General features: G+C 49.5%; 22 protein-coding genes and 1 riboswitch. Of the genes, 21 read left to right on the top strand and 1 reads right to left on the bottom strand.

Going from position 1 to position 26,989, the window contains the following annotated elements; all coding sequences use genetic code 11:
* Nucleotides 1–28 precede the first annotated feature (28 nt).
* The 21 genes from EIZ37_RS08240 to EIZ37_RS08145 all read left to right on the top strand — a co-directional run bounded on the left by EIZ37_RS08240 (nucleotide 29) and on the right by EIZ37_RS08145 (nucleotide 23,850).
* Nucleotides 29–1,324: an ABC transporter substrate-binding protein gene (locus EIZ37_RS08240; protein WP_134684096.1), complete on the top strand. Its 1,296-nt coding sequence runs from the start codon at nucleotides 29–31 to the stop codon at nucleotides 1,322–1,324.
* Nucleotides 1,325–1,475: 151 nt separating this feature from the next.
* Nucleotides 1,476–2,783 carry an ABC transporter substrate-binding protein gene (locus EIZ37_RS08235; RefSeq protein WP_134684095.1) on the top strand — a complete coding sequence of 436 codons (1,308 nt, stop codon included), beginning with the start codon at nucleotides 1,476–1,478 and terminating at the stop codon, nucleotides 2,781–2,783.
* Between the two features lie 109 nt (nucleotides 2,784–2,892).
* Complete coding sequence (locus tag EIZ37_RS08230; RefSeq protein ID WP_134684094.1) at nucleotides 2,893–3,792, top strand: carbohydrate ABC transporter permease; 900 nt, start codon at nucleotides 2,893–2,895, stop codon at nucleotides 3,790–3,792.
* 5 nt (nucleotides 3,793–3,797) lie between these two features.
* The gene (locus EIZ37_RS08225; RefSeq protein ID WP_134684093.1) at nucleotides 3,798–4,685 is read left to right on the top strand and encodes a carbohydrate ABC transporter permease; all 888 of its coding nucleotides are present in this window, start codon (nucleotides 3,798–3,800) and stop codon (nucleotides 4,683–4,685) included.
* A 19-nt stretch (nucleotides 4,686–4,704) separates the two neighbouring features.
* Entirely contained in the window at nucleotides 4,705–5,739 is a 1,035-nt protein-coding gene (locus tag EIZ37_RS08220; protein WP_134684124.1) for a glycoside hydrolase family 88/105 protein, read from the top strand.
* A gap of 105 nt (nucleotides 5,740–5,844) precedes the next feature.
* Nucleotides 5,845–6,987: a rhamnogalacturonan acetylesterase gene (locus EIZ37_RS08215; RefSeq protein ID WP_134684092.1), complete on the top strand. Its 1,143-nt coding sequence runs from the start codon at nucleotides 5,845–5,847 to the stop codon at nucleotides 6,985–6,987.
* Nucleotides 6,984–8,360 (top strand): family 4 glycosyl hydrolase, encoded by a 1,377-nt coding sequence (locus tag EIZ37_RS08210; RefSeq protein WP_134684091.1) that lies wholly within the window; start codon nucleotides 6,984–6,986, stop codon nucleotides 8,358–8,360. Before EIZ37_RS08215 ends, EIZ37_RS08210 begins: the two co-directional genes overlap by 4 nt.
* A gap of 216 nt (nucleotides 8,361–8,576) precedes the next feature.
* Complete coding sequence (locus EIZ37_RS08205) at nucleotides 8,577–9,002, top strand: DMT family transporter (protein WP_134684090.1); 426 nt, start codon at nucleotides 8,577–8,579, stop codon at nucleotides 9,000–9,002.
* 15 nt (nucleotides 9,003–9,017) lie between these two features.
* Nucleotides 9,018–9,716, top strand: a complete 699-nt coding sequence (locus tag EIZ37_RS08200) for a Crp/Fnr family transcriptional regulator (RefSeq protein WP_134684089.1) — start codon at nucleotides 9,018–9,020, stop codon at nucleotides 9,714–9,716.
* Between the two features lie 43 nt (nucleotides 9,717–9,759).
* Entirely contained in the window at nucleotides 9,760–10,254 is a 495-nt protein-coding gene (locus EIZ37_RS08195) for a DMT family transporter (protein ID WP_134684088.1), read from the top strand.
* On the top strand, nucleotides 10,251–10,946 hold the full coding sequence (locus EIZ37_RS08190; RefSeq protein WP_134684087.1) for a YjjG family noncanonical pyrimidine nucleotidase: 696 nt from the start codon (nucleotides 10,251–10,253) through the stop codon (nucleotides 10,944–10,946). Before EIZ37_RS08195 ends, EIZ37_RS08190 begins: the two co-directional genes overlap by 4 nt.
* Nucleotides 10,947–11,183: 237 nt before the next feature.
* On the top strand, nucleotides 11,184–11,639 hold the full coding sequence (locus EIZ37_RS08185; RefSeq protein ID WP_134684086.1) for a sulfurtransferase TusA family protein: 456 nt from the start codon (nucleotides 11,184–11,186) through the stop codon (nucleotides 11,637–11,639).
* Between the two features lie 27 nt (nucleotides 11,640–11,666).
* Nucleotides 11,667–12,818 carry an MBL fold metallo-hydrolase gene (locus EIZ37_RS08180; protein ID WP_134684085.1) on the top strand — a complete coding sequence of 384 codons (1,152 nt, stop codon included), beginning with the start codon at nucleotides 11,667–11,669 and terminating at the stop codon, nucleotides 12,816–12,818.
* A 13-nt stretch (nucleotides 12,819–12,831) separates the two neighbouring features.
* Nucleotides 12,832–13,152: a rhodanese-like domain-containing protein gene (locus tag EIZ37_RS08175; RefSeq protein ID WP_167568725.1), complete on the top strand. Its 321-nt coding sequence runs from the start codon at nucleotides 12,832–12,834 to the stop codon at nucleotides 13,150–13,152.
* A gap of 132 nt (nucleotides 13,153–13,284) precedes the next feature.
* A riboswitch (cyclic di-AMP (ydaO/yuaA leader) is annotated at nucleotides 13,285–13,437 on the top strand.
* A 206-nt stretch (nucleotides 13,438–13,643) separates the two neighbouring features.
* Nucleotides 13,644–15,461, top strand: coding sequence for an APC family permease (locus EIZ37_RS08170; protein WP_134684084.1), 1,818 nt, complete (start codon nucleotides 13,644–13,646; stop codon nucleotides 15,459–15,461).
* A gap of 164 nt (nucleotides 15,462–15,625) precedes the next feature.
* Nucleotides 15,626–17,296, top strand: coding sequence for an acyl-CoA dehydrogenase family protein (locus EIZ37_RS08165; RefSeq protein WP_134684083.1), 1,671 nt, complete (start codon nucleotides 15,626–15,628; stop codon nucleotides 17,294–17,296).
* Nucleotides 17,297–17,434: 138 nt separating this feature from the next.
* Nucleotides 17,435–18,931, top strand: coding sequence for an ATP-binding protein (locus EIZ37_RS08160; RefSeq protein WP_134684082.1), 1,497 nt, complete (start codon nucleotides 17,435–17,437; stop codon nucleotides 18,929–18,931).
* Complete coding sequence (locus tag EIZ37_RS08155) at nucleotides 18,906–20,267, top strand: sigma-54-dependent transcriptional regulator (RefSeq protein WP_134684081.1); 1,362 nt, start codon at nucleotides 18,906–18,908, stop codon at nucleotides 20,265–20,267. The genes EIZ37_RS08160 and EIZ37_RS08155 overlap by 26 nt, the downstream gene beginning before the upstream one ends.
* A 179-nt stretch (nucleotides 20,268–20,446) precedes the next feature.
* Complete coding sequence (locus EIZ37_RS08150; RefSeq protein WP_134684080.1) at nucleotides 20,447–21,772, top strand: short-chain fatty acid transporter; 1,326 nt, start codon at nucleotides 20,447–20,449, stop codon at nucleotides 21,770–21,772.
* 54 nt (nucleotides 21,773–21,826) lie between these two features.
* Nucleotides 21,827–21,952, top strand: a complete 126-nt coding sequence (locus EIZ37_RS26705) for a putative holin-like toxin (RefSeq protein ID WP_407921124.1) — start codon at nucleotides 21,827–21,829, stop codon at nucleotides 21,950–21,952.
* A 449-nt stretch (nucleotides 21,953–22,401) separates the two neighbouring features.
* Complete coding sequence (locus EIZ37_RS08145) at nucleotides 22,402–23,850, top strand: amidohydrolase family protein (protein ID WP_134684079.1); 1,449 nt, start codon at nucleotides 22,402–22,404, stop codon at nucleotides 23,848–23,850.
* 23 nt (nucleotides 23,851–23,873) lie between these two features.
* Here the strand turns inward: EIZ37_RS08145 and dacB are convergent, their stop codons facing one another.
* Nucleotides 23,874–26,789, bottom strand: coding sequence for a D-alanyl-D-alanine carboxypeptidase/D-alanyl-D-alanine endopeptidase (gene dacB, locus EIZ37_RS08140; protein WP_134684078.1), 2,916 nt, complete (start codon nucleotides 26,787–26,789; stop codon nucleotides 23,874–23,876).
* Between the last annotated feature and the right edge of the window lie 200 nt (nucleotides 26,790–26,989).

The following is a 26,989-nucleotide window of genomic DNA, read 5'->3' as shown; positions in this document are numbered from 1 at the left end:
ATAATCCCGGGAGATTAGGGGAGATGTGATGAAAAAATACTGGTTTCCTATTTTTTCCCTAGCGATTGTCCTGGTGCTGATCTCATGCAGCTTGCCGAATCAGAGACAGGCCACATCCGACAAACCGGCACCGGTAACGCTGCGCATCGCCTGGTGGGGGGGCGAGCCCAGGCACGAAGCCACGATGGAAGTCATCCGGATGTATGAAAGAGCCAATCCCCATGTCCAGATTGAGGTGGAGTATGACAACTGGGATGACTACTGGAAGCGCATCGCGCCGATGGCAGCAGCCAACGAGTTGCCTGACATCATCCAGATGGATTTGCAATATTTGAAGCCGTATGCGGAAAAAGGCTTGCTGGTGGAGTTGACTCCATACATAACCAACGGAACAATCGACACGCAAGCGATCAGCACGGATGCGATACGGGGCGGAAAGATTGATGACAACCTATATGGGATCACGCTGGGACTGAATGCTCCTGCGGTCATTGTCGATGTGCACATGTTAACGAGCTTGGGCATCCAGCCACCTTCCGAGCATTGGACTTGGGACGATTTTGAACAAATAGCCACGGAAGTCAAGAAGAAAGGGAATCGTTACGGCACAAATGGGATGAAGCCTCCTGAAGTGTTTTTCCCTTATTTTCTCCGGACGAAAGGCCAAAACTTATATCAGTCCGATTTTGCCTCACTGGGCTATGGCGAAGATGAACCATTTGTCGAATATTTCAGCCGTCAGCTACGGCTGCAAGAGGTTGGCGCATTTCCTTCTCCCGATGTGACCGAGCGTATCAAGAAAATGGAGGAAGAGCTGATCGTAAAGGGAGAGAGCCCGATTCATTGGACCTGGTCCAATGTCTTTCTTTCCTTTTCGGAAGCAGCAAGCAGGCCGCTTGAACTGTTCATGCCTCCAGGCCCCGGACAAAAAGCCGGGATGTTTGTCAAACCGAGCATGTTTTTCTCCATTGCGAGAAGCTCCACACAGAAAAAGGAAGCTGCCCATTTTATCAACTTCTTTGTCAACAATGTGGAAGCAAACAAGCTGATGAAGGGAGAACGAGGAGTGCCTGTGTCATCCAAAGTGGTCGAAGCGCTGAAAACAGAGCTCAACCCCGAGCAGGTGAAGGTATTCTCCTATATGGAGCGCGTATCAAAGGATGGCATCTCACTGGTACCACCTGACCCGATGAATGCAACAGAAGTGGTGCGAACCTTATTGGACATCTCGGACCAGATCCTGTACAAGAAGATCACCCCGGAGGAAGGGGCGGTTCTTTTCAGGAAGCGAGCCAATGAGATTCTTGCCAAAAACAGACAATGAGCGCTAGCCGACAGGTTCTTTCAGAGCCTGTTTTTTCTTTGTCTGCTTTCCTCTGATTTTTGAACACCTGCCTCTGTTTTTTACATTCAAACTTTTCTGTCAACTCCCTACAATGTGAAATAGAAGCGCTTTCAAAAGAGGGGGTAAGGTTATGAAAAAGGTAGTCTATGCGGCTCTGTCCTGCATGATGACATTTTCGATCGCGGCATGCAGCAGCAGTGCACCGAGCAATGAAGCATCATCCAGCACAGTAACCGGACAAGAACCGATCAAACTGCGCATCGCCTGGTGGGGAGGGACTCCCCGGCATGAGTACACCAAAAAAGTGATCGAGATGTATGAGAAGCAGAATCCGCATGTTCAGATTGAGGAGGAGTACGCCAACTACGACGACTATTGGAAAAAGCTAGCTCCCCAAGCGGCTGCCAATCAGCTGCCGGACATCATCCAATTGGACACTTCCTACTTCGCCCAGTATGCGAATAAAGGGCAATTGGAGGATCTGACACCTTATACGCAAAATGGCACGATCGATGTCAGCTCCATCACCGAAGATGTAGTGGCCAGCGGGAAATTGAACGATAAACTGTACGGGATGTCGCTCGGCGTGAATGCGCTCACTGTGGTGATGGATGAGGAAAATGTAAAGAAAGCTGGGCTGCAGACACCTGCTCCGGATTGGACCTGGGATGATTTTGAGAAGCTGACGATCGAAGTGAAGAACAAGACAGGTTCTTTTGGCAGCAACGGCTTGTATCCGCCGGATGTTTTCCTTCCCTACTATCTAAGGACTCATGGGCAGCATATGTACAGCGCGGATGGGACCTCGCTCGGATATACGGACGATTCCCTGTTTGTCGAGTATTTCCAACGCAAGCTGAGGCTGGTCGAGGCGGGTGCGATCCCGACACCGGACTTGCAGGCACAGCTAAAAGGGATCGAGGATGATTTTATCGTCAAAGGCACAGCGTTCATGAGCTGGAACTGGTCCAATCAATACATCGGATTTATGGAGACGGCGAAAAGACCGCTTGCCCTGCATCTGCCGCCAGGACCGAATCAAAAGGAAGGCATGTTCTTGAAGCCAAGCATGTTCTTCTCCATCGCCAGCAATTCCAAGCACAAGGAAGAGGCAGCAAAATTCATCAGCTTCTTTTTGAACGATATCGAAGCCAACAAATTGATCAAAGGTGACAGGGGTGTGCCCGTATCCTCCAAGGTGCTGGAAGGGATCAAGCCTGTACTGTCTCCAGACCAAACAAGAGTCTTTGAGTATGTGAATGAAGTCTCGAAGAACTCAAGCCCGCTTAGCCCGATGGACCCGCCGGGATCTGCGGAAGTCATCAAAACCTTGAAAGATATCAGCGAGCAGATTCTCTTCAAGAAGATCACACCGGAAGAGGGAGCGGCTAAGTTCAGGCAAAAGGCGAATGAAATCCTTGCCAAAAATAAGGGATAGGCCCCAATGACAGAGAACGGCGGAGGCATGGCTGATCGGTTGCGCTGATCAGCTATCCTTCGCTTACTCCACCTTGAAAGGGAAGTGGTCCCAAGAGGAGTGAATGACGATGAAGTTTCGCCCCAAGCAAGACAATCTCGCAGGATATGCGTTTATCGCGCCGTTCATCGCAGGGTTTCTCATGTTCACCATCATCCCTATGCTGGCGTCGCTGTATTTGTCTTTTACCTCGTACGATCTGTTTTCCTCGCCACAGTGGATTGGTCTGGATAACTTTACGGAGATGTTTACCAATGACGAAAAGTATTGGAGCTCGGTAAAAGTAACGCTGATTTATGTGCTCGCTGGAGTTCCCTTGCGTCTGGCATTTGCTCTTTTTATCGCGATGCAGTTGAATCGGGCTTCACGGGGAGTCGGGTTGTACCGGACGCTGTTTTACCTGCCATCCATCCTCGGAGGCAGCGTAGCCGTCGCGATCATGTGGCGCAATATTTTCGGCAATGAAGGCATGATCAACGCGCTGCTGTTCTTTGTGGGCATCGACAAGCAGATTCTGTGGTACCAGGACCCGATGAAAGCGCTGTGGACCCTGATCCTTCTGGCTGTGTGGCAATTTGGCTCATCCATGCTGATTTTTCTGGCGGGCTTAAAAAACATTCCGAAAGATTACTATGAAGCGGCGAGTGTGGATGGGGCCAATGCGGTTCAGCAATTTTTCAAGGTAACCCTTCCTTTGTTGAGCCCAATCATCCTGTTTAACCTGGTCATGCAGACGATTGCCGCGTTCATGACGTTCACGCCTGCGTATATCATCTCCAAAGGGGAGGGCGGACCGCTGGACGGGACCTTGCTGTACTCACTATATCTGTTCCAGAAAGCCTTCAGCTTTTTCCAGATGGGCTACGCATCCGCCATGGCATGGGTCATGCTCCTGTTCGTCGCGCTGCTTACCTTTGTGTTCTTTAAAACCTCGAAGTACTGGGTTCATTATGAGTCGAAGGGGGAGTGAAGCGGATGGAGACAGTTTCCGCCAAAGTGGCAGTGAATGGTCCAGAGCCCGTGAAGTCAAAACGCTTTCGACCTCGCAACCTCTTCTATCATCTGTTTACTGCTGGATTGGCCATCGTCATGCTGTATCCGGTGATCTGGCTGTTGATCAGTTCGTTTAAGGAGAGCACCAGCATTTTCTCGACAGCCCATTCTCTGGTTCCCGATCCGTGGATCTGGAGCAATTACTCGGAGGGCTGGAAGGGCATTGCGGGTCAACCGTTTCTCACCTTTATCAAAAATTCGCTGATCATCGTCGTCTTGTCCACAGCGGGTGCGGTTATCTCATCGGCCTTGATTGCCTACGGGTTCGCCCGCATTCCGTTTGCCGGAAAAAACTTTTGGTTTGCCTGCATGATGCTGACCATGATGCTGCCGCATGAGGTCGTGATGATCCCGCAGTACATCTTGTTCGCTAAGCTGGGGTGGATCAATACGTTCAAACCGATTGTCGTGCCGCATTGGTTCGGTTATCCGTTCTTTATTTTTTTGATGGTCCAGTTTATCCGCACGATTCCCGTAGATTTGGATGAAGCGGCCAAGATCGACGGCTGCGGGAGATTCGGCATCTTTTTCAAAGTCATCTTGCCCTTGATCACGCCTGCCTTGGCGACATCGGCGATCTTTTCGTTTTACTGGCGTTGGGAGGATCTGATCAATCCGGTTCTGTATCTGAATAGTCCGGATCTCTATCCCGTTTCGCTCGCGTTAAAGCTGTTTTTGGACAGCGAGTCGGCTTCCAACTGGGGAGCGATGTTTGCCATGTCCGTCGTGTCCTTGCTTCCGGTGATCATCATCTTCTTTATTTTTCAGAAGTATATCGTAGAAGGCATTAGTACCACTGGTTTGAAATAGAAAGGGAGGAATGAGAGAGATGCCAGCGCTCACCTATGATGAAGCAGAAATTCGGGATGCCATTGATCGGATCGTTCACCGCACATTCCAGATGGATTTTAATTGGGATTGGCCAGGAGGCGTTGCGTTTTTCGGAGTTGCTGAAGCGTATGAAGCCACGGGAAATAAAGCCTATTTGAATCTACTCAAGGCATGGGTGGACGAGAAGCTGGAGGACGGCTTGCCACGCTTATCCGTGAACGGCGTATCGATCGGCCACTGTATCCTTTCCCTGTACAAGGCGACCGAGGATGAAACATATATCGAGATTGCCACGCAGATGGCGCAATATCTGCAGCATGATGCAGAGCGGTTCGCGGACGGAATCTTTCAGCATACGGTCAATTCAGAAGTGTACAATTTTCCCGAACAGGCATGGGTCGACACGATGATGATGGCGGGTTATTTCTTGCTGCGCGTCGGATCCATGCTGGGCAGGGAGGATTATTTCGAGGATGGGCTCAAGCAGTATCACGGACATGAGCGCTTTCTGCAGGATCCTGTCACCAACCTCTATTATCACGGATGGGATAACATCGCGCAAAATCATATGTCAGGTATTTTTTGGGCGCGGGGAAATGCGTGGGCCGCATTAACGATGGCCAAAGCGCTGGAGCTTGTGCATGTGACCCATCCTTCTTTCATGATCATCGAGGGCTCTTTACGCGATCAAGTGAGCGCGCTGGTCCGGCTGCAATCGGAAAACGGACTGTGGCACACCGTGTTGACCGATCCGACATCCTATGAGGAAATATCCGGCTCCGCGGGCATTGCTACCGCGCTTCTTTCCTATGGCTCGCTCTACAACAAATATATCCAGAGGTCCATCCAAGGCATTCTGCGGCATGTCACCAAGGAAGGAATGGTCACCCAGGTGTCGGCTGGCACGGCTGTGATGCGTGACGCAGAGGGCTATAAGGCAGTGCCGTGCAAGCGAATTCAAGGCTGGGGGCAAGGACTGACATTGGCTTTTCTCTCCGCGCTGCTGCAAGCCAACAGAAGGACGTTTGTCTAATCACCCCATGATGTAACAATCCCAAGTCCGGCAAAATGGTGGAGTTGCGATGGGAAGACAAGGGAAGGAACCACAATCGATGGGAATGAAAGGGGATCAATCAGGATGACTTGCGCGACCTTTCACTTTGATGAAAAGGGGGAACATACTCTGCGTGAACATGCAGTGCGTGTAACCTCTGCGACGAGATACAGCAAGGAGCTTGGTTATGGATATGTCAATCATGTCCTTTCGCTAGATGAAGACCTGAGGGATACGCTGCCCGGAGGATGCCATGTTCCTGCAGTTGATTCGTTTCTCGTTGATGTTCCCGATGGCATATACAAGGTGTCAGTCACATTCGGACACCCGCATGTTCCCTCTGTGACCACAGTAAAGTGCGGAACGGGGAAAGTCTTGGTATGGGAGAAAGAAGTGGATGCTGGCCACACGGAGGTTGAGTCATTTACGATTCGTGTGGATCAACCTCCGTTTTCCATTGCATTCGTTGGGCCGGCTCCGCATGTATCTTTTTTGATGCTGGAGCCGACTGATACGCCAACGATTTTTCTGGCGGGCGATTCCACGGTCACGGATCAGGTATCGGGTCAATACCCATGTACGGGCTGGGGGCAGGTATTACCGCTCTTTTTTCATGATGGCATCGCAGTGTCCAACCATGCGCGGTCAGGCAGGAGCTCCAAAAGCTTTATCGCCGAAGGGCGGCTCGAGAACATATGGCGGCAAATACGTCCGGGTGATTATGTACTGATTCAATTCGGTCACAACGATCAAAAGACCGACGAGAGAGGGACCGATCCGTTCACCTCCTATCCGGAATATCTGCAGGTGTATCTGGATGGTGCGAAAAAAGCGGGAGCGATTCCGGTGTTGGTCACCCCGGTTCACAGACGCCACTTTGATGAATCCGGAAAGCTCGTAGACACACACGGGCCGTATCTGGAAGCGATGAGGCAGGTAGCGGAGGAAGAGCAAGTCCCGCTTATTGATCTTGCGGCCAAAAGCAAACGATTCCTGGCACAGCTCGGAGCAGAGGCGAGCAAGCGCATTTTCATGTGGACCGCCCCCGGTGAGTATGAACATTTTCCGCTTGGCGCCCAAGACGATACACATTTTCATGAACGTGGAGCAATCCGCATTGCCGGGTTCGTTGCAGAGGAGATACGGGAGAAAGGCATTCATGACCTGTCGTCCTACTTGCGACCAGGTTACGTGGGCGTAAAGCAAGCGAAGGAGGGGGGAAAATGACAAAGGGACGGGAGTTGAAAATTGCTTACATAGGCGGTGGCTCTCTGGGATGGGCGCGCAGCATGATGGTTGATCTGGCTCTGGAGGAGAGGATGTCCGGTACAGTGGCTTTGTACGATATCAACATGGAAGCCGCACGTAAGAATGAGCGTTTGGGGAACATGATCTCGGCGCACCCCGACGCAAAAGGGAAGTGGACCTACACCGCTGTTGCGACGATAGAAGAAGCATTGGCTAACGCCGATTTTGTGATCATTTCCATCCTGCCGGGGACGCTTGATGACATGGAAACCGACGTACATTTGCCGGAAGCGTATGGCATCTATCAATCGGTTGGCGACACAGTCGGACCTGGAGGTATCATGCGGGCCGTGCGAACCATTCCCATGTACGCATCGATTGCGCAACAAATCAAGGAGCATGCCCCCGATGCTTGGGTCATTTCCTATACAAATCCGATGTCCCTTTGCGTCCGTACACTCTACGAAGTGTTTCCCCAGATCAAGGCGTTTGGCTGCTGCCATGAAGTGTTTGGCACCCAGCAGCTGTTGGCTGATATGCTTGCCGATAGGCTGGGGATCGAGGTGAAAGAGCGTCAAGAGATTCACGTGAATGTACTCGGTATCAACCACTTTACCTGGATCGATCGGGCGTCGTATCAAGGCCTTGATTTATTGCCGATCTATGAGCAATTTGTCGCGAAATACAGAGAAGAAGGCTTTGAGAAGTCAAAGGATGACTGGCGCACGAGCGTATTTCACTCCGCTCATCGCGTCAAGTTTGATCTGTTCCAAAGATTCGGGTTGATTGCCGCAGCAGGTGACCGGCACTTGGCCGAATTTCTTTCCTTTGGCTATCTCAAAGACCCTGAAACGGTGCAAAGATGGAAATTTCATCTGACTCGTGTCGATTTCCGCAAGCAAATGCTTCAAGCCAAAAGAATGGAGACTGAAAACATTCTTTCTGGTGCGGACAATGTGAAGATAAGTCCCTCTGGGGAAGAAGGCATTCAGATCATGCTGGCGTTGGCAGGGTTCGGAGAAATGATCACGAATGTGAATATGCCGAATCAGGGACAGATCCAAGGGTTCCCACAGGGAGCGATTGTGGAGACCAATGCCCTGGTGAGAAGAGACAGCATGCAGCCGATCATCGCTGGCCAGCTGCCACAGGATGTTCATCAGCTGGTCATGGGCCATGTCGCGAATCAGGAAGCCGTTTTTCAGGCGGTCATGATGAAGGACAAAGAAAAGCTGTTACAAGCCTTTCAGCAGGACCCGCTAGTCAGTTCATTATCGCGAAATGATGCGGCATCCCTTTTTTCGCAGATGCTTGGGAATCTTCGGCCCTATTTACCCGAGTGGGATATCTGAAATGAAACAACAGCGGCTTCTAGGGTGTGGAAATTGCCCTGGTAGCCGCTTTTCTACTCACCGGATCGACATTTCGTTTACGGATTCCTCTGATAAACGCATAATGAAAAAGGAAAAGGTCCGACAGACACCCGATCGAGGACAAATGTCCTTCCCCCAAACGCTGCATCTATCGTGTAATAGAGAGGAAGAAAATCTACTGTTGGGGAGATAAGCATGAAGGGATGGATCTTTGCTTTCCTGGGAGGAACGTTGATTACATTGCAAGGAGTTGCCAATACGCGCATTAGTGAAGCCATTGGCACTTGGCAGGCGGCGACGATCACGCAGATGACAGGTTTCATCACCGCTCTCGTGATCTTGCTCTTTGTCCGGGGCGGAAACTTGAAAGGGTTGAAACAAGTAAAGCCGCTCTATCTGACAGGCGGAGCCTTGGCTGCAGTCATCATATACAGCAATGTGACGGCCATCCGACTTACAGGCGTCACCCTTGCCATTTCTATCCTACTGATTGCCCAGCTGAGTTTGACTTTTCTCATAGATGGCAAAGGGTGGTTTGGGGTGGTTAGGAAGAGGATGCGACTTCCGCAATTCATCGGTCTTGCGATGATGATTGCAGGTGTGTTGATCCTACGATTTTGAGGAGATGAAGGCTCGATGAAAGAAATGCACGATCCCGCACAGCTGATGGCTTTTTTACAGGAATATCAGATCGAGTCGATATGGAATGAGTCGTTACTCCCGCATATGACGCTATACAGCTTTGAGCAAGGGGAGAAGATTTGTACGCAAGGTGAGGCTCCGCAGTACCTGTACATTCTCGTGAAAGGGAAGCTCAAAATCTATACCACATCCGCGGAAGGCAAAACATTGATCCTCTCCTTTAAAAAACCGCTGGAGGTCATCGGGGATGTCGAATATGTGCGCGGCATGGATATTATAAACACGGTGGAAGCCGTAACGCCTGTAAGGATGATTGGGGTGCATCACCGCTGGTTGCGAAAATACGGTAGCAACCATGCCCCGCTGCTGCATTTTTTGTTGAACATCATTACGGAGAAGTTTGCCATCAAATCCAGTTCGATGAGCTTCAATTTGATGTATCCGGTAGAGGTCAGGCTGGCGAGCTACCTGTTGTCAGTCTGTTATGACGAAACCGATGTGCGGTTCCAAGGCTGTCTCAGTACCACCAATCTGAAGGATGCGGCAAACTTGATCGGCACGAGCTATCGGCATGTCAATCGCGTCATCCAGCAATTTTGTGAGGAGGGGCTGACCGAGCGGCAAAAAGGGTATGTCATCGTGAAGGATCGGGTTGGATTGAGCGCACGAGCCTGCGAGAATATCTACGAATGACAGCAGCCCTCCTCGAAAACAAGCGAATAGGAGAGGAACGACAATGGTCTTGGGTCTTTTCTTTGCGGTATTGGCCGGTTCGCTGGTAAGCCTGCAAAATATATTCAACAGCAAGGTAAATGAACACGCCGGTAGCTGGCAGACTACAACGCTGGTACTGGGGATGGGGTTTTTGGCTTCGCTGATTGCCGGGCTGTTCTTTGAAGGTAGCCAATTATTCCGATTGCAAAATATGCAGTCCTGGTTTTGGTTCAGTGGTATGATCGGTGTTGGGGTGGTCGCATGCCTGGTGCAAGGCATCCGATTGCTTGGACCAACCTACGCCATCTCTATCGTATTGACATCGCAGCTCGGATTTGCTCTTTTTGCGGATTCGCTGGGACTGTTCGGTCTGGACAAGGTGCCCTTTTCTTTTCAACAATTGATGGGTGTGGTCATCATCGTGGGCGGCATTTTGGTATTTAAGCTGGGCGGTAGCACGGTTTTCAAGCGCTCGGCAAATCCGCTGCCAGAGCAGAAATGGGAGAGGTCATCATGAAAACATATAAAACACTATTATTTGATGTAGACGATACGTTATTGGATTTTGGCGCTGCGGAAAAAGCAGCCTTGGAGTTGCTGTTTGCGGACCAACAATTGGACTTTACACCAGATCTGGAAACACAATACAAACGGATTAACCATGGGCTGTGGATAGCTTTTGAAGAGGGGAAAATCGATCGGGACGAAGTCGTCAATACGCGGTTTTCCCGATTGTTCAAGGAATATGGGCAAGAAGTGGATGGGGCGCTTCTGGAGAGAAAGTACCGTCGGTTTCTGGACGAGGGACATCAGTTGATCGAAGGCGCTTTGGCATTGATCAAGAATCTTCGTCAAGATTATGATTTATATGTGGTGACGAATGGCGTATCCAAAACGCAGGATAAACGATTGCGTGATTCCGGGTTGCATCCCTTCTTTCTTGATATTTTTGTTTCCGAAGATACGGGTTTTCAAAAGCCGATGAAGGAATATTTCGATTATGTCTTTGCACGCATTCCGGATTTTTCAGCGCAAGAAGCGCTAATTATCGGCGATTCACTAAGCTCCGACATAAAAGGGGGACAGCTTGCTGGCCTGGACACCTGCTGGTTCAACCCAGGCAGAAAGCCGAATGAGACAGGCATCCTACCAACCTATGAGATCCAAAGGCTTGATGAACTGTATCGAATCCTGGGCATGGATGTTTAAGAGCTAAAGCTGTGTTTTTTCACTGTGACACATGAAAGTGAAAGAAGCTTGAAAAATAATAGAGTAGTCAAAACAGCGACAATCGGGAACTGATTTTCCCCTCGATTGCCGCTGTTTTTCGCATACAAACGGATGAGCGTGGAACGGGTATTGACAATCCAAGAATAACAACATAACCTATATACATATAGGGGTATATGTATATATACACATTTCCTTACGACGGAGGTACACAACATGAATGAGATCATAGTCAATCAAACATTGGATTGTAAAGGGCTGGCGTGCCCGATGCCAATCGTCCGCACGAAAAAAGCGATGGAAGCGATGCAGCTAGGCGAAGTGATTGAAGTTCAGGCGACGGATAAAGGATCATTGGCTGACATGCAGGGATGGGCGAGAACTGCAGGACAACAGCTTCAGCAAAAGCTGTCCGACGATATCCACGTTTTGGATGTGCGTGAACCTGCAGAGTATGCGTTTTCGCGGATCCCGGGTGCCAAATCAATACCGATAGGGGTATTGGAAACGCGTTTAAGTGAGATGCGGCCTGATGATGAAATTTATGTCGTATGCAGGTCAGGCAATCGCAGCGATCTGGCCTGTCAACTGCTTGCGGAGCATGGCTTTTCCAATGTAAAGAATGTGCTGCCGGGCATGGTTGCATGGATAGGCTCAACCGAGACGAGATAAAAAACTTTACCAAAGGGGAAACCAAAAATGAACATAGACCCAGCTGCTTTGCAAGCGATGACACCACATGAATTAACTCGGATTGTGTTCAATAAGGAATCGTTGTTTATCCTCGATGTCCGCAATGAATCTGACTTTGCGAATTGGAAGGTTGAAGGGGAAAACATTGACGTGATCAACATTCCCTATTTTGATTTGATCGATGGGATCGATCAGGCACTCCATCAAATCCCGGAAGGAAGAAAAGTGCTGGTTGTATGCGCGAAAGAGGGTTCGTCGATTTTCGTAGCAAAACAGCTTTTGGAAGCGGGCAGACTGGATGTAAGCTATCTGCATGGCGGCATGAAGGGGTGGAGTCAGCACCTGGAACCAGTCAAAGTAGGGGATTTGAAGGATGGTGGTGAGCTGTACCAATTTGTCCGGATTGGGAAAGGCTGTTTATCCTACATGGTCGTTTCGAATGGAGAGGCGGCGGTTGTGGACACGCTGCGGATGACCGCGATCTACGAAGATTTCGCCAAAACACGCAACGTCAAAATAACCAATACGATTGATACACATCTTCACGCTGATCATATCTCAGGCGGGAAACGATTAGCGGACCATACGGGAGCGACTTACTGGCTTCCGCCGAAGGATGCTGCCGAGGTTACTTTTTCGTATGAGGGGTTGGAGGAAGGCAAGGAAATACGGGTAGGCAGCAGCAAGATTTCCATTCAACCGATTTATTCTCCTGGCCACACCATGGGCAGTACGTCGTTAATCGTGGATGATACCTATTTCCTGACTGGTGACGTTTTATTTGTTGGTTCGATTGGCCGACCTGACTTGGCCGGAAAAGCGGAGGATTGGGTAGATGACCTGAGAGATACGCTGTATAACCGTTTCAAGGAACTGTCGGAGGATCTGATAGTGCTGCCAGCGCACTTTGGCAATATAACAGAATTGAAAATGGACGGGAGCGTGTCCGCACGGCTCGGGGAATTGTATCAGCACAATCCGGGTCTTTGCCTGGAAGACGAAGATCAATTCCGTATTGCCGTCACTGAAAATCTGCCACCGCAACCGAATGCCTACCAAGATATTCGTCAGGTGAATATGGGCAAACTGAGTCCGAACGAAGAAGAGCAACAGGACATGGAAATGGGCCCAAACCGTTGTGCTGTTCACGAGAAATAAGGAGGTTATGAACATGTCTAATGCTGCCATCAAAGAGCAGTTTCCATCCGATGTGCATGAACGTTTACAGAACAGAGAGGATATCGTGGTGTTGGATGTCCGTGAACCCGACGAGTGGGAAGAGGGACATATCCCACAGGCGAAGCATATTCCGCTCGGGGTGCTGCCGGAGCGAATGGATGAACTCGATCCGGATAAGGAGACCATCGTCGTCTGCCGCAGTGGTGGCAGAAGTGGAAAAGCGTGTGAATTCCTGGCCTCTAAAGGATACCGCGTTGTCAATATGACAGGTGGAATGAGCAAATGGTTCGGAGAAGTTGAGACCGGCAAATGATGTTTGATAGGGACAGGCGACAAATTGATGGCGCCTGTACTTTTGCCCTCAATGGGTCAATTGTGAAATTTTTAAAAAGGGATTTACAGATTTGATTCAGGAGAGTAGTATAAGGTTCGTCAATCCAAAAAACACGCAAAATCGCTGAGCCTTTTATTAAGGGGCGGGGGAACCAAACGTGGATATCCATACCATCCACACGGGGTGAATCTCGATTTATCGAGTAGGGTGACTCTTACATCCGAATCCGTCAGCTAACCTCGTAAGCGTTTCAAGAGAGGCAACCAAAATCGTGTATTTGACATGGTTTATTTGACTATGCCAAGAAGCCGCGAGAGGGACCTCCTCTTACGGCTTTTTTTGTTGCCTTCTTATTGAGAGGGGAGAGAAAAAACGAAATTAGGGCAAAACAAGCTAAGTAAGTGATCGTCATTGTGTAAACGAAGGAAAGTAAAAAAACAGACAGATATTTTTGGATAGGGGAAATCAGCATGATATCCGATTTTAAGCGATTTTTAATCGGAAGACCGATGAAATCAAATGAACTGGCAGAGGAAAAATTAAATAAAGTCAAAGCGCTAGCTGTGCTGTCTTCCGATGCCTTATCTTCTGTCGCATATGGCACGGAACAGATACTGCATGTGTTGATAGTTTTGGGTGCTGTGGCATTGTGGTACTCCATTCCGATTTCACTAACGGTAGTAGGGTTATTGACGATACTCATCTTGTCCTACCGCCAAACCATCTTTGCGTATCCAACTGGCGGCGGCGCATACATTGTGGCCAAGAATAACTTAGGGACCACAACCGGACTGGTCGCTGGCGGCTCATTGCTGGTGGACTACATCTTGACGGTAGCGGTGAGTACGTCTGCTTCAACCGACGCGATCACGTCCGCTTTTCCGATTCTGCATGATTACCGAGTCCTGATTGCCTTGTTTATGATCCTCATTGTAACGATATTGAATTTGCGCGGTATCACTGAATCGGCAACCATTTTGATGTACCCGGTATATCTCTTTGTCTTTGCGATGCTCGTTCTCATCATCGGCGGCGGCTATCAATGGCTGACCGGTCATGTACAAGCACAAACGCCTGAATATGGAATTGCCGTTCCAGGAATCACGTTATTTCTGCTTTTGCGGGCGTTTAGCTCCGGCTGTTCGGCGTTGACAGGGGTAGAGGCGGTGTCCAATGCCATTCCCAACTTCAAGGATCCCGCACCGCGCAACGCAGCGATGACCCTTGTCATGATGGGACTTATCCTTGGCGTGATGTTTATGGGAATTAGTCTGTTGGCTTATGCCTATGGCATTGCACCAGCCACCGAGGAGACCGTCGTGTCACAAATTGCATCTGCCGTATTTGGGCGAGGATTTTTGTATTATGCGATTCAAGCAGTAACAGCACTCATTTTATTCCTAGCAGCCAATACAGCGTTCGCGGCTTTTCCCTTGCTCGCATTCATGTTAGCCAAAGACCGGTTTATGCCGAATATGTTCATGGTTCGCGGGGACCGTCTCGGCTTTTCGAACGGAATCATTGTCTTGGCAGTCCTCTCCGCCATTTTGGTCATTGCCTTTAAGGGAGAAACGGAGAATTTAATTCCATTATATGCGTTAGGTGTGTTCATTCCATTTACTTTGTCGCAAGCCGGCATGATGAAACGCTGGATCACCCAAAAGCCAGCGGGATGGTTGGTTCCTTTCCTGATTAACACCGTTGGCATGCTGACCACGCTGACGATTTGCCTGATCTTTTTGGTAACCAAATTCTCGCAGGTTTGGACGATCTTCTTGTTCCTGCCGATCGTGATTTTCATCTTTAAGAAGATTCATGAACACTATCGGGACTTGGCTGATGAGCTGCGAATTGATATTGCGACGGAGAAACCGGAGCCCAAAGGAAGCGTCATCGTCATCCCTGTCGCCGGGATCTCACAGGTCGTAAAAAGCACGATCAGCTATGCGCAATCCCTCACGGACGATATTGTCGCGGTCTATGTCGGGTTCAGCGATGAAGATATGAAAAAGATGGAGGAAAAGTGGGAGAAGTGGAATCCCGGGGTGCGGTTGATTGTCCTGCGTTCCCATTATCGCAGCATTATTCGACCCCTGTTTAAGTTTATCGATACGGTCGAATGGAAAAAGGCAGAAACAGATCACGTAACGGTACTGATTCCGCAATTCATCACCAAGAAATGGTGGCATAACCTTCTTCATAACCAGACAAGTTTGTTAATGCGAGCATATTTGTTTGCCCGCCAAGATGTGAAAATAGCTACTGTTCCTTACCGTTTAAAAAAATAATACATCTGCAGCCAGTCGCTCACGCTCTTGTGTGCGACTGGCTTTTTTTCGCTTGTTCTTTCCTTTAACGCAAATGCTATACTACGGATAAACAGCCATTGGTGGGGGTGATGTGAAAACGATTAGGGAGGCGGCCAAGCTGCGCGAAGGAGGGAAAGCATAGCATGAAAGTATTGCAGGAGCAAAAAAACAAAGCACGCCGCAATTTCTTTTCCGGCGATGACACGCTCCGTCTGATTGTGGAGGAAACACTGGACGGACCGTTTCTGGAGTATGCGAAACAGGAACTGCTTGCCTTTGGCGAGCTGTGTGCCAATGAGATCGATGAACGAGCCAAGCATACGGATCGTGAAGGCCAGCCCAGTCTGAAAAGGTATGACCGCTACGGCGAAGAAATTTCCGAGGTCTGGGTGAATGAAGGTTATCGGAAAACGGTCGCAGAAACCTATGGCACAGGGATTGTCGGGTACGTGCATAAAAACATACCTGCCCTCGGACAGAAAGGAAATTACACGTACAGCTTTGCGCAGGGCTATTTGCTGTCGCAATCGGAGCCAGGCTTTTATTGTCCGGTAACGTTGACGCTGGCAACGGCCTATCTGCTTGATCATTATGCGGACCACGCTTTAAAGGAGCGTTTTCTTCCCCATGTGTGCTCCACAGGTGAAATACCGTTGTATGAGGGTGCTACCTTTTTGACAGAACGCCAGGGTGGCTCTGATGTAGGCGCGAATGTTGTGAGAGCCGTAATGGATGGGGACCATTATCGTTTGTACGGCGAAAAATATTTCGCTTCCAACGCCGGGATGTGCGGAGTAGCAATGGTGCTAGCACGTATCGAGGGAGCGCCTGCCGGATCACGAGGTCTCACGTTGTTTGCCGTACCGTGGCGTTTGGAAGATGACAGCTTGAATGGACTGCGTATACGCCGCCTAAAAGATAAGCTGGGCGTCCGTGCGGTACCATCCGGTGAAGTGGAATTTGACGGAGCGTATGCGTATGTGGTCGGAGATCCGGCAAAAGGGTTTCACTACATGATGGAAGCGTTGAACCTATCACGGATCTGCAATGCGGTGGCTTCCGTTGGCATCATGCGCAGAGGGTGGTCGGAAGCAAAGGAGTATGCGAGTCAGCGAAATGCGTTTGGCAAGCGGTTGACTGATTTCACGATGGTGAAGGATACGCTGGGCAAGCTCGCCGCAAAACTTCATGTAGAGCTGGCAGCTGTGTTTGATCTGATCCGCTTGTTTGAAAAAGTAACCGAAGGCACTGCATCCGAACAGGAATTGATCCTGAACCGGTTGTATATCGCCATGATGAAAAAGGAAACCGCTGAACAAGCCATTCATTTTGCACATGAAGCGATCGAAATGCACGGGGGAAACGGCTACATCGAAGATTTTGTCACCCCGCGCTTGCTGCGTGATGCCCAGGTGCTGACAGTCTGGGAGGGGACTGCGAATATTTTAGGGCTCGAGCTCATCCGGCTCGTGAATCGCTATGATGCCCATCATGTGTTTGTGCAGGAAATGCGGAAACGGTTGGCCGCGATTCAGGAATATTCGCTCACACCAATCGTGGCGTCAGAACTTGACAAACTTGCCGTTACGCTTGAGCATTTTGCCAACTTTGATGAAGCTTTGCAGACCTATGAGGCAAAAACGTTGATCCAGCGGATGGCATGGCTGTACGAAAGCGTGATCGCCGTAGAATGGGCAAATCGGCATGGGGGAAAATACGAGAAGCTTGCAGAGATTTATTTGGAGGAAACCTGGGAGCTTCGCCAGGTTGGCGGACGAATGAAAACAGTAGAGTATTTTGATGAGATTGTGTAGAGAGTCGAACAATCCCGAGAAAGCCGCTCTGTTTGAACACTGGAGCGGGTTTCTTCTTTCGCGTGCCAATGGATAAATTCCAAGTTACGCTCGTTATGGTATGATACGAATAGAAAAACGCTTTCATCGGGGGCTCGTATGAGAACGTATCTTTATCGAATCCGCTTTGCAGCTTCCGTGCTTGCTGTAACGATCATGCCGATTATCATCACGGGCTTCACGTTGCTGCACTTGGCCGAAAACGCACTGTTGGAAGAAAAACAAGCGAAGCTGATCGCGATCACACACCAGCTGGATTATGCATTATCAGAAGATTTCAACAGCCTCTTGCAGCAGCGAAATGCCCAGTCCATGAATCGCGCACAGAAAATTGCCTTGCTCAATCAGGTGCTGGGTCCGGTCACGGATCAAATTGCCCGGACCAACCCAGGGATCGGTGTCGGGTATTACGCGGCAGAATGGGATGCGATAGTGACCTATGGACCGAGCTCGGAGATGAATCAGCATGTCGGAAAATCGATACCCATGTACCATCCCGGACGTGAAGTCATGCGTACTGGGAAAATGGCTGTAGCGGTTGGCGATCAGGTACGCGGGAACATCATGAATGCCATGTATCCGCTCATTCGGAATGGAAAAGTAATCGGCTACGCCTGGGCGAATGAATTGATGTCCAATATTGATGTTCAGCTGAAAGGTATGAGATACGGAATCTATGCGATTGTCGGGATCGGGTGCCTGGTCGCGGCTGCGGCCAGCGGCATGGTCATTCATCGCTTGGAGCTGATTCTCACCGAGATCAAGGAAGGTCTACGCCAGCTCAGCACCAATCTATCCTTCCGCATGAAGCGAATGCGCGGAGAGCCGGGGGAAATTATTGATGCGATCAACAAGCTGGCGGAAGATCTCCAGGCAAGTCAGTCGAGTCTGGCTCAGGCAAAAAAACTGGCGTTGATCGGCGAACTGGCCACCAGCATCGCCCATGAGGTGCGTAATCCGCTGACATCCATTAAGGCGTTTACGCAGATCATTGAGGATGACTTGCCGCCCAATCACGATAGTCGTGAATATACTACGATTATCATAGAGGAAGTCGAGCGGTTAAATCGGTTTGCAGAGGAATTGCTGCTCTTTTCGCGTCCATCAGAGGAAAAACATGTCCCCGTGTCTGTTCAGGAGGTCCTCCAGCAGACCCTCGTGTTGCTCAAGCCATCTTTCAAGCAAAAAGAGCTTTCCGTGAAGCAGCGTGAACAAACGTCCCTCCCAGACGTCGATGCATCTCCGGAGCTGCTCAAACAAGTCTTTCTCAACATCCTGCTGAATGGGATACAGGCGGCTCCATACAGGGGACAGCTGTGGGTGGAGCTCGAGACCCGCAACGAGCGAGTCATGATCCATTTTTATAACGAAGGGGCGCCGATTGAAGAAGCGGATCAATTATCCATCTTTGAGCCGTTTTTCACAACCAAAAAAACAGGAACGGGTCTCGGGCTTTCCATCTCTCAGCGAATCGTCCAGGCCTATGGCGGTCATATCACAGTGAATAACGAACGGGACGGCGTGCAATTTACCGTGACGCTCCCGGCCATACGAAAGGAGAACAAGAAGGATGCAGCGTGTGCTGATTGTGGATGATGAAGCCAATGTCCGCAAAGCGTTAACCACCACCTTGCGTAAAGCCGGTTATGATACGTTGGAGGCAACGGATGGACGTGCTGCTTTGGAAATGGCGGCACGCCACCATCCGGATGTGATGCTGGTTGACTTGCGGATGCCGGAAATGGACGGGATGGAAACGCTGCGTCGGATGCAGCCGCTGCATGCAGCTTCGCCGGCCATCATCATGATGACTGCCTACGGATCCGCTCATGAGGTCATGGAAGCGATGAAGCTGGGCGCTTTTGATTATGTGCAGAAACCATTCGATCTCATGCAAGTGAAGCAAGTCATCAAAAAAGCGTTGGACAGCCGCATGCCGATGACACAGCAGGAAGAGTGGCTGGAGACAAATCCGGATGTCTACGCGATGAATCATATGGTCGGATTAAGCGCGCCCATGCAGGAGGTGTATAAGCTAGTCGGAAAAGTAAGCATGTCGAAAGCAACCGTGCTCATTCAGGGAGAAAGCGGAACCGGAAAAGAATTGATCGCAAAAGCGATTCACGCCAACAGCCCGCGATGCAAAAAGACCATGATTTCCGTAAATTGCGGGGCGATCCCGGAAAATTTGCTGGAAAGCGAACTGTTTGGTTATGAACGGGGGGCTTTTACAGGAGCCAATGAACGAAAACTGGGGCTATTCGAAATCGCCGACCAGAGCACGATCTTTTTGGATGAAGTGGGGGAACTGAGCCTGCCTCTGCAGGTAAAGCTGCTGCGGGTGCTGCAAGAAAGGAGCATTACCCGAGTCGGCGGACTTGAAGCGATCCCGATCGATGTCCGTGTGATCGCAGCGACCAATCAAGACCTGCAAGAACGGATCAAACAGAATCTGTTTCGGGAAGATCTGTTTTACCGGTTGAACGTCGTCCCCATTCAGGTACCGCCTCTGCGGGAGCGTAAAGATGACATTCCGATGCTGCTGCACTACTTTATAGCCAAGTTTGGGGAAGAGACTGGGAAAAAGCTCAGCTACGTTTCCAAGCAGGCGATCGAAAAGCTTGTCGCTTATGATTGGCCAGGTAATGTACGACAGCTGGAAAATTGTATCGAACGGGCTCTGGTGATCGCAAACGGTCCGGCACTGCTGCCCGAGCATATCGATCTGCCGGCGGAGCGAAAGGAAGAGGGGTTCAGACAGAACGATCCGTATAAAGGAAAAACGATGAAAGAAATCCTCCGGGAAGTGGAACGGGAAGTCATCATCCGGACCTTGCAGGAGACGAAAGGAAACAAGCTGCAGGCCGCCAATCGCTTGGAAATGTCACGGCGAGCTTTGTTGTACAAGATCGAAGAATACGGTGTGCAATAAAGGGCACGTACTGTGCAAAAAGTAGTCAATGATATGCGCACATAACACGAAAACGCCTTCATTTTGAAGGTGTTTTTTAATGGCACGAGATTTGCAACATTACTCCCATGGAAAGGCGCGATTCATAAATACCTTTATTGTAAGCGCTTACCATTTTGACATTAAAGGGAGGTTACTTCATGATTCGCAGTACCGCTAATTTTTTCGTAAGAGTGATGGAACGTTATTTGCCTGATCCATTTTTATTCGCTGTCATTCTGACATTTGTAGTCTATGCCGCTGCCCTGTTCATGACTCCGAGCTCACCGCTCGACCTCATTGATTATTGGTCCGGCGGATTGTGGGGGATTCTCGCCTTCACTATGCAGATCTGTCTCGTACTGGTCACAGGTGCAGCGCTGGTCAAGACGCCTGCCGTGACAAATGCACTGAATCGACTCTGTTCGGTAGTCAATACCCCGCGAGCGGCTTACGCGTTTACAGTACTGATTTCATCGCTGGCCAACCTGCTTTCCTGGGGTGTTGGGCTTGTGGTGGGAGCGGTCATCGCCCAGCAGATGGCAAAGCGGATCAAAAATGTTCATTATCCGCTTCTTGTGGCTGCGGCTTATTCGGGGTTCGTCATCTGGACCATGGGTTATACGAGCAGCGCGGCGTTATTGGTGGCGACGAAGGGGCATCCGCTCGAGAAGACCATTGGCGTCATTCCGATCAGCGACACACTGCTTACCCCGTTTAACTTGATCACAGCTGCACTGATCGTCATCGCGCTGCCGATTCTCATGATCGCCATGGCACCCAAAGACAAAGATGTGCGGAGCATCGATCAATCTCTGCTGGAAAACGAAGAAGCTGCCACACTGGAAGTAGCGATCCAGCCGGCTCCTCAGTCTTGGGCAAGCAAGGTTGAACAGCTGCGAGTCCTCAATCTCATCATCGGTGTGGCAGGTGCGATCTTTCTTTTCCGTTATTTCGGAAAGGGAGGAACCCTGGATATCAACATCGTTAATACGACGTTCTTGATCGCAGGACTTTTGCTGAGCAGATCGCCCATCGAATACGTCAACAATATTATGGAGGGCGGAAAATCACTGGGTGCGATTGTGCTGCAGTTCCCGTTCTATGGCGGAATCATCGCGCTGATGGAGAAATCGGGACTGGCGGTCATTATTTCGCAATGGTTCACCGCGATTTCCACAGCGGATACATTACCGTTCTGGGCGTTTATCAGCGCAGGCTTTCTGAATATCTTCATCCCATCCGGCGGAGCGCAGTGGGCCGTGCAAGGTCCGATTATGGTGGAAGCCGCTGTACAGCTGGGGGCAGACATTCCGAAGGTGGTCATGGGGGTAGCGTGGGGTGAATGGACGAATATGGTTCAGCCATTCTGGGCGATCCCTGTGCTGGCGATTGCCGGATTGAAAGCCAAGGATATCATGGGCTATTGTGTTCTTACGCTGATCGTGACAGGCGTTCTTTTCTCCATCGGAGCTCTTTTCCTTTAATCTTTGTAATAAGGGGCATGTCTTTCGAGGCATGCTTTTTTTAGTAGATTAGAATTGATAAAATTTCTTTTCCACTTATATGAAACGATTTCGCTAATGATTTCTTGCGGCTTGCTGATTGCCGCGATACTCTCGTTCCACAAAAAAAGTAGATCACCTATGAGCTTGGCAGCTAGGTGATCTACTTTTTTCAATGCATCTTCGATTGAGCAGTCCCCTTGAGGGGAAAGCAATGTACACGACCATAGGTGCGGGAACACCTGTGGTCCATTTTTATTATATGAAGAGTTAAATATAAATTAACTTGTCCATATAACAATGTTATCACGATGTTCATAGAAAAGCATTTCTAAAATCTGAGCAGCTAACATTTTTTCGAGCTCTCTGGATGTGTAAAATGCTGCTATTAAAATCAAACTTGGCGCGAAACAGTTATATCCTTTTGCGAAGCGAGCATCCGGGAACGAGTTAAAGCCCTTTCCATTCTATCAAGGTTTGACTATGATTAATCATATACTTTTCACGGGCAGTATAACCGATTCCTATGAAGTAGTGAAGGACACGGGAAAAAGGAGAGTCAGTATATTTGTCAATCTTCTGAGAAAAACATACAGATCGAGGAGGAATCGATGAAAAAGCACGTTTCGCAACTGCTTTTCTTTATATGCTTGCTTACCAGCATGATAGGAAGCGCTTCAGCAGCTTCAGAAGCTGAAACAGACAAAGAGAAACCCTATGCGATTACTCATGTCACCATTGTCGATGTAAAAGAGGGCAAATTGCAACCGGATAAGACAGTAGTTATAGAAGAAAACGAAATCGTACAAGTAGAGCCATCGAGCGAAATAAGCATTCCCCCAGAAGCTCTCATTTACAATGGCACAGGCAAATATCTGATACCCGGCCTCTGGGATATGCACGTTCATTTGCTCGATGACCAAGAAAACGCGTTTCCGTATCTGTTGGCCAATGGTGTAACCGGCGTGCGTGACATGGGCGCCAGCTTGAGCCAATTGGATGAATGGCGGAAAACGATCGATGCTGGAACATTAGCGCCTCGTCTCTTCTTTTCCGGACCAGCTCTGGACGGGGCGAAAACGATGGGCGATGGATCATTGATGCAGGTGAACTTGAAAACGGAAGAGGAGGCAAGAGCAAAGGTAAGAGAGTTAAAGGAAGTCGGGGTCAACTTTGTAAAAGTGTACACGTATTTGCCGCGCAGCCTGTATCTGGCCATTGCGGACGAAGCGCAAAAGCAGGGATTGACGTTTGCAGGGCATGTTCCGTTTGCGGTAAGCGCCATGGAAGCATCGGATTTGGGACAGAAAAGCATCGAACATTTTTATGGGATCCTGATTGCTTCTTCCCGACAAGAGGAGGAGATTCGGGCACAGTATGCCAACCATATACCGTACATCTTTGCCGTTGATCTCGCAGCTGCACAATCCTTCGATACCGAGAAGGCTCACGCACTTTTTGAAACCTTTGCCAAAAATCAAACCTATATCGTACCGACCTTGGCTACCTTTCACAATTTGCTAGCGGATATGGACGCATCTCGCACACAATACGCTCCCACTGAAGTTCAAAAGATGTGGATCGATTACCAGGAAAAGAATAAAGCGGGGCTGGAGATGTCGCGATCTGTCATTGGACGTCTATATGAGCTGTATCCACAGCTTATTACGGAAATGAAGGAGCGAGGCGTTCCGATTATGGCGGGTACCGACACACTCTGGTCGGACAAGGAGCCGATTCCCAGTGTGTTCGGATTTAGTTTGCATGATGAACTGGAGCTTCTCGTTGAAGCCGGCTTGAGTCCTTTGGAAGCGCTGCAAGCAGCCACTATCACACCTGCCAAATTTTTGGGAGTAGATGACCATGCCGGTAGCATTGAAGTGGGAAAATGGGCTGATCTGGTGCTCCTGGATGAAAACCCTCTGGAGGATATCAGCCATTCGCGTTCGATAGCGGCAGTCGTAACGGACGGTAAACTGCTCGACAGCGAAACACTACAGTCGATGGTGAAAACATATCCCTCGCCTTTAGACAGGGAACCATTATTCCCGTCTGAGTAGGCGAGGGATGCCTATTTTACATGTTATTCAGTCAATTCGTCCAGCTCCAATTCAGCCAGAGCAATCGCGATTTGATCTTGTAGGTCAGTCATGTCTTTTGCTTTACCTGGGTAGTTATTCATCAGGATGGAGAAGCACAATTCCTGTCCATCTTTGGTGGTCACATAGCCGGACAGGCTGCTCACTTCTGCGAGACTGCCTGTTTTGGCGTGTACATTATCCTCGGCCTCGGTCTTTTTCATCCGATCTTTTAACGTGCCATCTTTCCCTGCGATCGGCAGGGCGTCATAAAAGAGCTCAAATTTTCTGGGTTGTTTGGATAATGCCGATAACAATGAAGTCACGTGGTTGACGGAGACGATGTTATACCGAGTTAACCCTGAACCATCCACCATGTCGAAGTCGGTATTGACATCCAGATCTTTCATCGTTTTTTGGACGACAGAGACACCTGCTTCCGAGCTGCCTTCGTCTCCCTTCACGGCACCGAGCGTTTTCAGCAGCATCTCCGTAAAGTGATTGTCGCTGTTTTTCAGGCCGTATTCCACGATCTCCGACAGCTTCTGGGAATAGACGGTCCCAATCTTGTCGCTGTCATGAGGGACTTGGCCTTGTATGACCGTACTCGTCTCGGCAAGCTTCACGCCTTTTTTCAGCAGGGTTTCCTTCAATACAGTACCGGTGTACAACGCTGGTTCTTCAACGGACAAGCGTTCATAGTCTTTATCCGTTCCACGCGGGAGGTTGCCCTTTACGATGATCACATTTTTCCCGCGTTGGCGTTCGATGGATAGCGTATTGCGGTCGTCGCGATCTACCGTTTGCGCTTCGTTGATGATCTGAACGTAATCTGTCTGAGGGACTAGCTCCAATTCCACCGGATCCCCGGCTTTATTGCCAGGAGAATAATAGAGGCGCAAAGAGCCGCGATTGAGCGAGAGCGCGCTGACCTGGGCACTGTAGCCGTAGCTCTCGTTATCCCATGTCCAGCCAAGCGGGAGTCGATTGTCGTCAAAATAACTGTCGTCTACGATGATGTTGCCATTGATCTGCTCGACTCCTTTTTTCTCCAGGATCTTCACCAATTCTTCCATCTCAGGGCCATCCATGACACTGGAACGGTCATCCGTATGAAGCGTTGGATCACCATACCCTTTTATGATCACATCTCCGTCTACGACACCCCGTCTGATTGGAGCGGATAAGTAGATCTCTGTCTTAAAGCGATAATCATTTCCCAGCTCTCGTAAAGCCGTGGCCATCGTAAACAGCTTCATATTGGAGGCCGGAGTCAGCAGCTTGTCGCCATTTCGTTCATAAAGGACGGTATCCTCGCCATCCGGGTTGATCGCACGTACCGCGATACCAGCGAACATGCCTTTCTCCTCAATCTCTTCCCAGATCGGGTCCAGCACTTCGGATAACGGATCAGGCTCTTCTTCTGCTGGCTCTTCCAGGTTCAGTTCAGAGAGGTTGGGATATTTTGCCAGCAGGACCCCGATGTCATCCTGCAGTTTCCGTGCAGAAGCCGATTTGTATACGCCATTGGTCAAGATCGAGAAGAGGAGGGTATCGCCATTTTCAGCGGTGACGGTTCCTGAAAGCGCATTGACTCCGGACATAGAGCCTGTTTTGGCCTTTAGATTATTCGCTGCAGGTGTATTTTTCATCCGATTCGCCAGTGTGCCATCGACACCGGCGATCGGCAGGGAATCCACGAATTCGTCCCAATATTCCTGAGACTCAACATAGCGGAGGAGTGCTACCATGTCTGCAGCTGAGATCAGGTCGTGACGAGACAATCCAGAGCCATCGACCTGCTGATAACCTTCGATACCTGCATCTTCCAGATATTCGGCAATCACTTTTGCGCCTTCCTCAAAGCTTCCCTGGCGACCTTCAACCGCCCCCAAGGTTTTGCACAACATTTCCAGGTAAAAGTTATCGCTTTCCTTATTCGCATAGGTAATCAATTCACGGAGGGGCTCCGAATGGTGGGTAAGGAAAGGATCATCAGAATCGACAGTTGTTTTTTGAATTTGCAGCGGGTCATTGATGGTGATGCCATTTTCCGCCAAATAATGGGAAAAGACATTACCTACGTAAAGGGCAGGGTCTTCCATCGTGATCGTTTCCTTCACCGTTTTCGCGTTTTCGCCAATGGTTCCTTTCACCGTGATGAGGTTTTTGGCACGCGGGCGATTCACCTGCGTATTGTTAGAAGTTCCGCTGACGGTCGTGGCCGAGTTGCTGACAGACAGATAAGAATTTTCGGGAATCAATTGGATGTTTGGTGCTTCACCCACTCGATTGTCCGGCTTGATTTCAATGGTAACGATATTCCGATCCAAGCCCAATGCACTGATTTGAGCGCTGTAATCATAAGGCTCATCGTCCCACATCCAGCCGGGTGCAAGTCTCATCTCATCAAAATAGCTTTCGTCCACCAGGATGCTCCCTTGAATGTGACGAATCCCTCTATCCATCAACTCCTCTGCGAGCTCCTCTAAATCTTCCGAAGTGAAAGACGGGTCGCCATATCCCTTCAAGATGAGATTTCCTTGCAAAGAGCCATCCTCGGAAATGGGACCGTCTACATAGATTTCCGTCTTATACCGGTAGTCTGGGCCGAGTCGATCCAAAGCAGTAGCGATGGTGAATAGTTTCATGTTGGAAGCAGGCACGAACCGGGTATGCTCATTGTGCGCATACAGCTGCTCATTGGAAGATAGATTGTAAATCTGGATGCCAGCAAGCAATCCTTTGCCGTTCGGATCCTTTTCCAGATCGGCCAACAGCTTGTCCACATGGAGGGAAAGCAAGGTTTCCTCTGTTGTTTCTTCTGCAAAGGCGGGTGTGGCAGCAACCACCTGAAAAAGCAGCAAGCATGTGACGATGATCCGTAACATCATGGCATGTTTTGCAAAATATTTGTTCATTCCCAACGACCCCTCCCTCATGACCAACACTTTCTTCTACTAAAATGTAAACACAGGAAAATCCTGTAGACAATATAATTTGGAAAATTCCGACTATATACCTATGCACGAAGCTCGATCTGGGTGCCAAAAGCGGAAACGAAGCAATTGATGTACAACGTAACAGCGAAATGAGTCGCCAGATATAAAAAATTTGATTA

The sequence above is a fragment of the Brevibacillus migulae genome (genome assembly GCF_004521915.1).
Lineage (GTDB): Bacteria > Bacillota > Bacilli > Brevibacillales > Brevibacillaceae > Brevibacillus_F > Brevibacillus_F migulae.
This window is presented reverse-complemented; position numbering and strand designations above follow the sequence as displayed.

Coding starts and splice junctions, on each gene's coding strand:
- EIZ37_RS08235 (WP_134684095.1), top strand. CDS start 1,476: ATGAAAAAGGTAGTCTATGCGGCTCTGTCCTGCATGATGACATTTTCG.
- EIZ37_RS08155 (WP_134684081.1), top strand. CDS start 18,906: ATGCAGCGTGTGCTGATTGTGGATGATGAAGCCAATGTCCGCAAAGCG.
- EIZ37_RS08200 (WP_134684089.1), top strand. CDS start 9,018: ATGAAAGAAATGCACGATCCCGCACAGCTGATGGCTTTTTTACAGGAA.
- EIZ37_RS08175 (WP_167568725.1), top strand. CDS start 12,832: ATGTCTAATGCTGCCATCAAAGAGCAGTTTCCATCCGATGTGCATGAA.
- EIZ37_RS08145 (WP_134684079.1), top strand. CDS start 22,402: ATGAAAAAGCACGTTTCGCAACTGCTTTTCTTTATATGCTTGCTTACC.
- EIZ37_RS08160 (WP_134684082.1), top strand. CDS start 17,435: ATGAGAACGTATCTTTATCGAATCCGCTTTGCAGCTTCCGTGCTTGCT.
- EIZ37_RS08195 (WP_134684088.1), top strand. CDS start 9,760: ATGGTCTTGGGTCTTTTCTTTGCGGTATTGGCCGGTTCGCTGGTAAGC.
- EIZ37_RS08240 (WP_134684096.1), top strand. CDS start 29: ATGAAAAAATACTGGTTTCCTATTTTTTCCCTAGCGATTGTCCTGGTG.
- EIZ37_RS08230 (WP_134684094.1), top strand. CDS start 2,893: ATGAAGTTTCGCCCCAAGCAAGACAATCTCGCAGGATATGCGTTTATC.
- EIZ37_RS08165 (WP_134684083.1), top strand. CDS start 15,626: ATGAAAGTATTGCAGGAGCAAAAAAACAAAGCACGCCGCAATTTCTTT.
- EIZ37_RS08220 (WP_134684124.1), top strand. CDS start 4,705: ATGCCAGCGCTCACCTATGATGAAGCAGAAATTCGGGATGCCATTGAT.
- EIZ37_RS08170 (WP_134684084.1), top strand. CDS start 13,644: ATGATATCCGATTTTAAGCGATTTTTAATCGGAAGACCGATGAAATCA.
- EIZ37_RS08185 (WP_134684086.1), top strand. CDS start 11,184: ATGAATGAGATCATAGTCAATCAAACATTGGATTGTAAAGGGCTGGCG.
- EIZ37_RS08205 (WP_134684090.1), top strand. CDS start 8,577: ATGAAGGGATGGATCTTTGCTTTCCTGGGAGGAACGTTGATTACATTG.
- EIZ37_RS08225 (WP_134684093.1), top strand. CDS start 3,798: ATGGAGACAGTTTCCGCCAAAGTGGCAGTGAATGGTCCAGAGCCCGTG.
- EIZ37_RS08215 (WP_134684092.1), top strand. CDS start 5,845: ATGACTTGCGCGACCTTTCACTTTGATGAAAAGGGGGAACATACTCTG.
- dacB (WP_134684078.1), bottom strand. CDS start 26,789: ATGAACAAATATTTTGCAAAACATGCCATGATGTTACGGATCATCGTC.
- EIZ37_RS08190 (WP_134684087.1), top strand. CDS start 10,251: ATGAAAACATATAAAACACTATTATTTGATGTAGACGATACGTTATTG.
- EIZ37_RS08180 (WP_134684085.1), top strand. CDS start 11,667: ATGAACATAGACCCAGCTGCTTTGCAAGCGATGACACCACATGAATTA.
- EIZ37_RS08210 (WP_134684091.1), top strand. CDS start 6,984: ATGACAAAGGGACGGGAGTTGAAAATTGCTTACATAGGCGGTGGCTCT.
- EIZ37_RS08150 (WP_134684080.1), top strand. CDS start 20,447: ATGATTCGCAGTACCGCTAATTTTTTCGTAAGAGTGATGGAACGTTAT.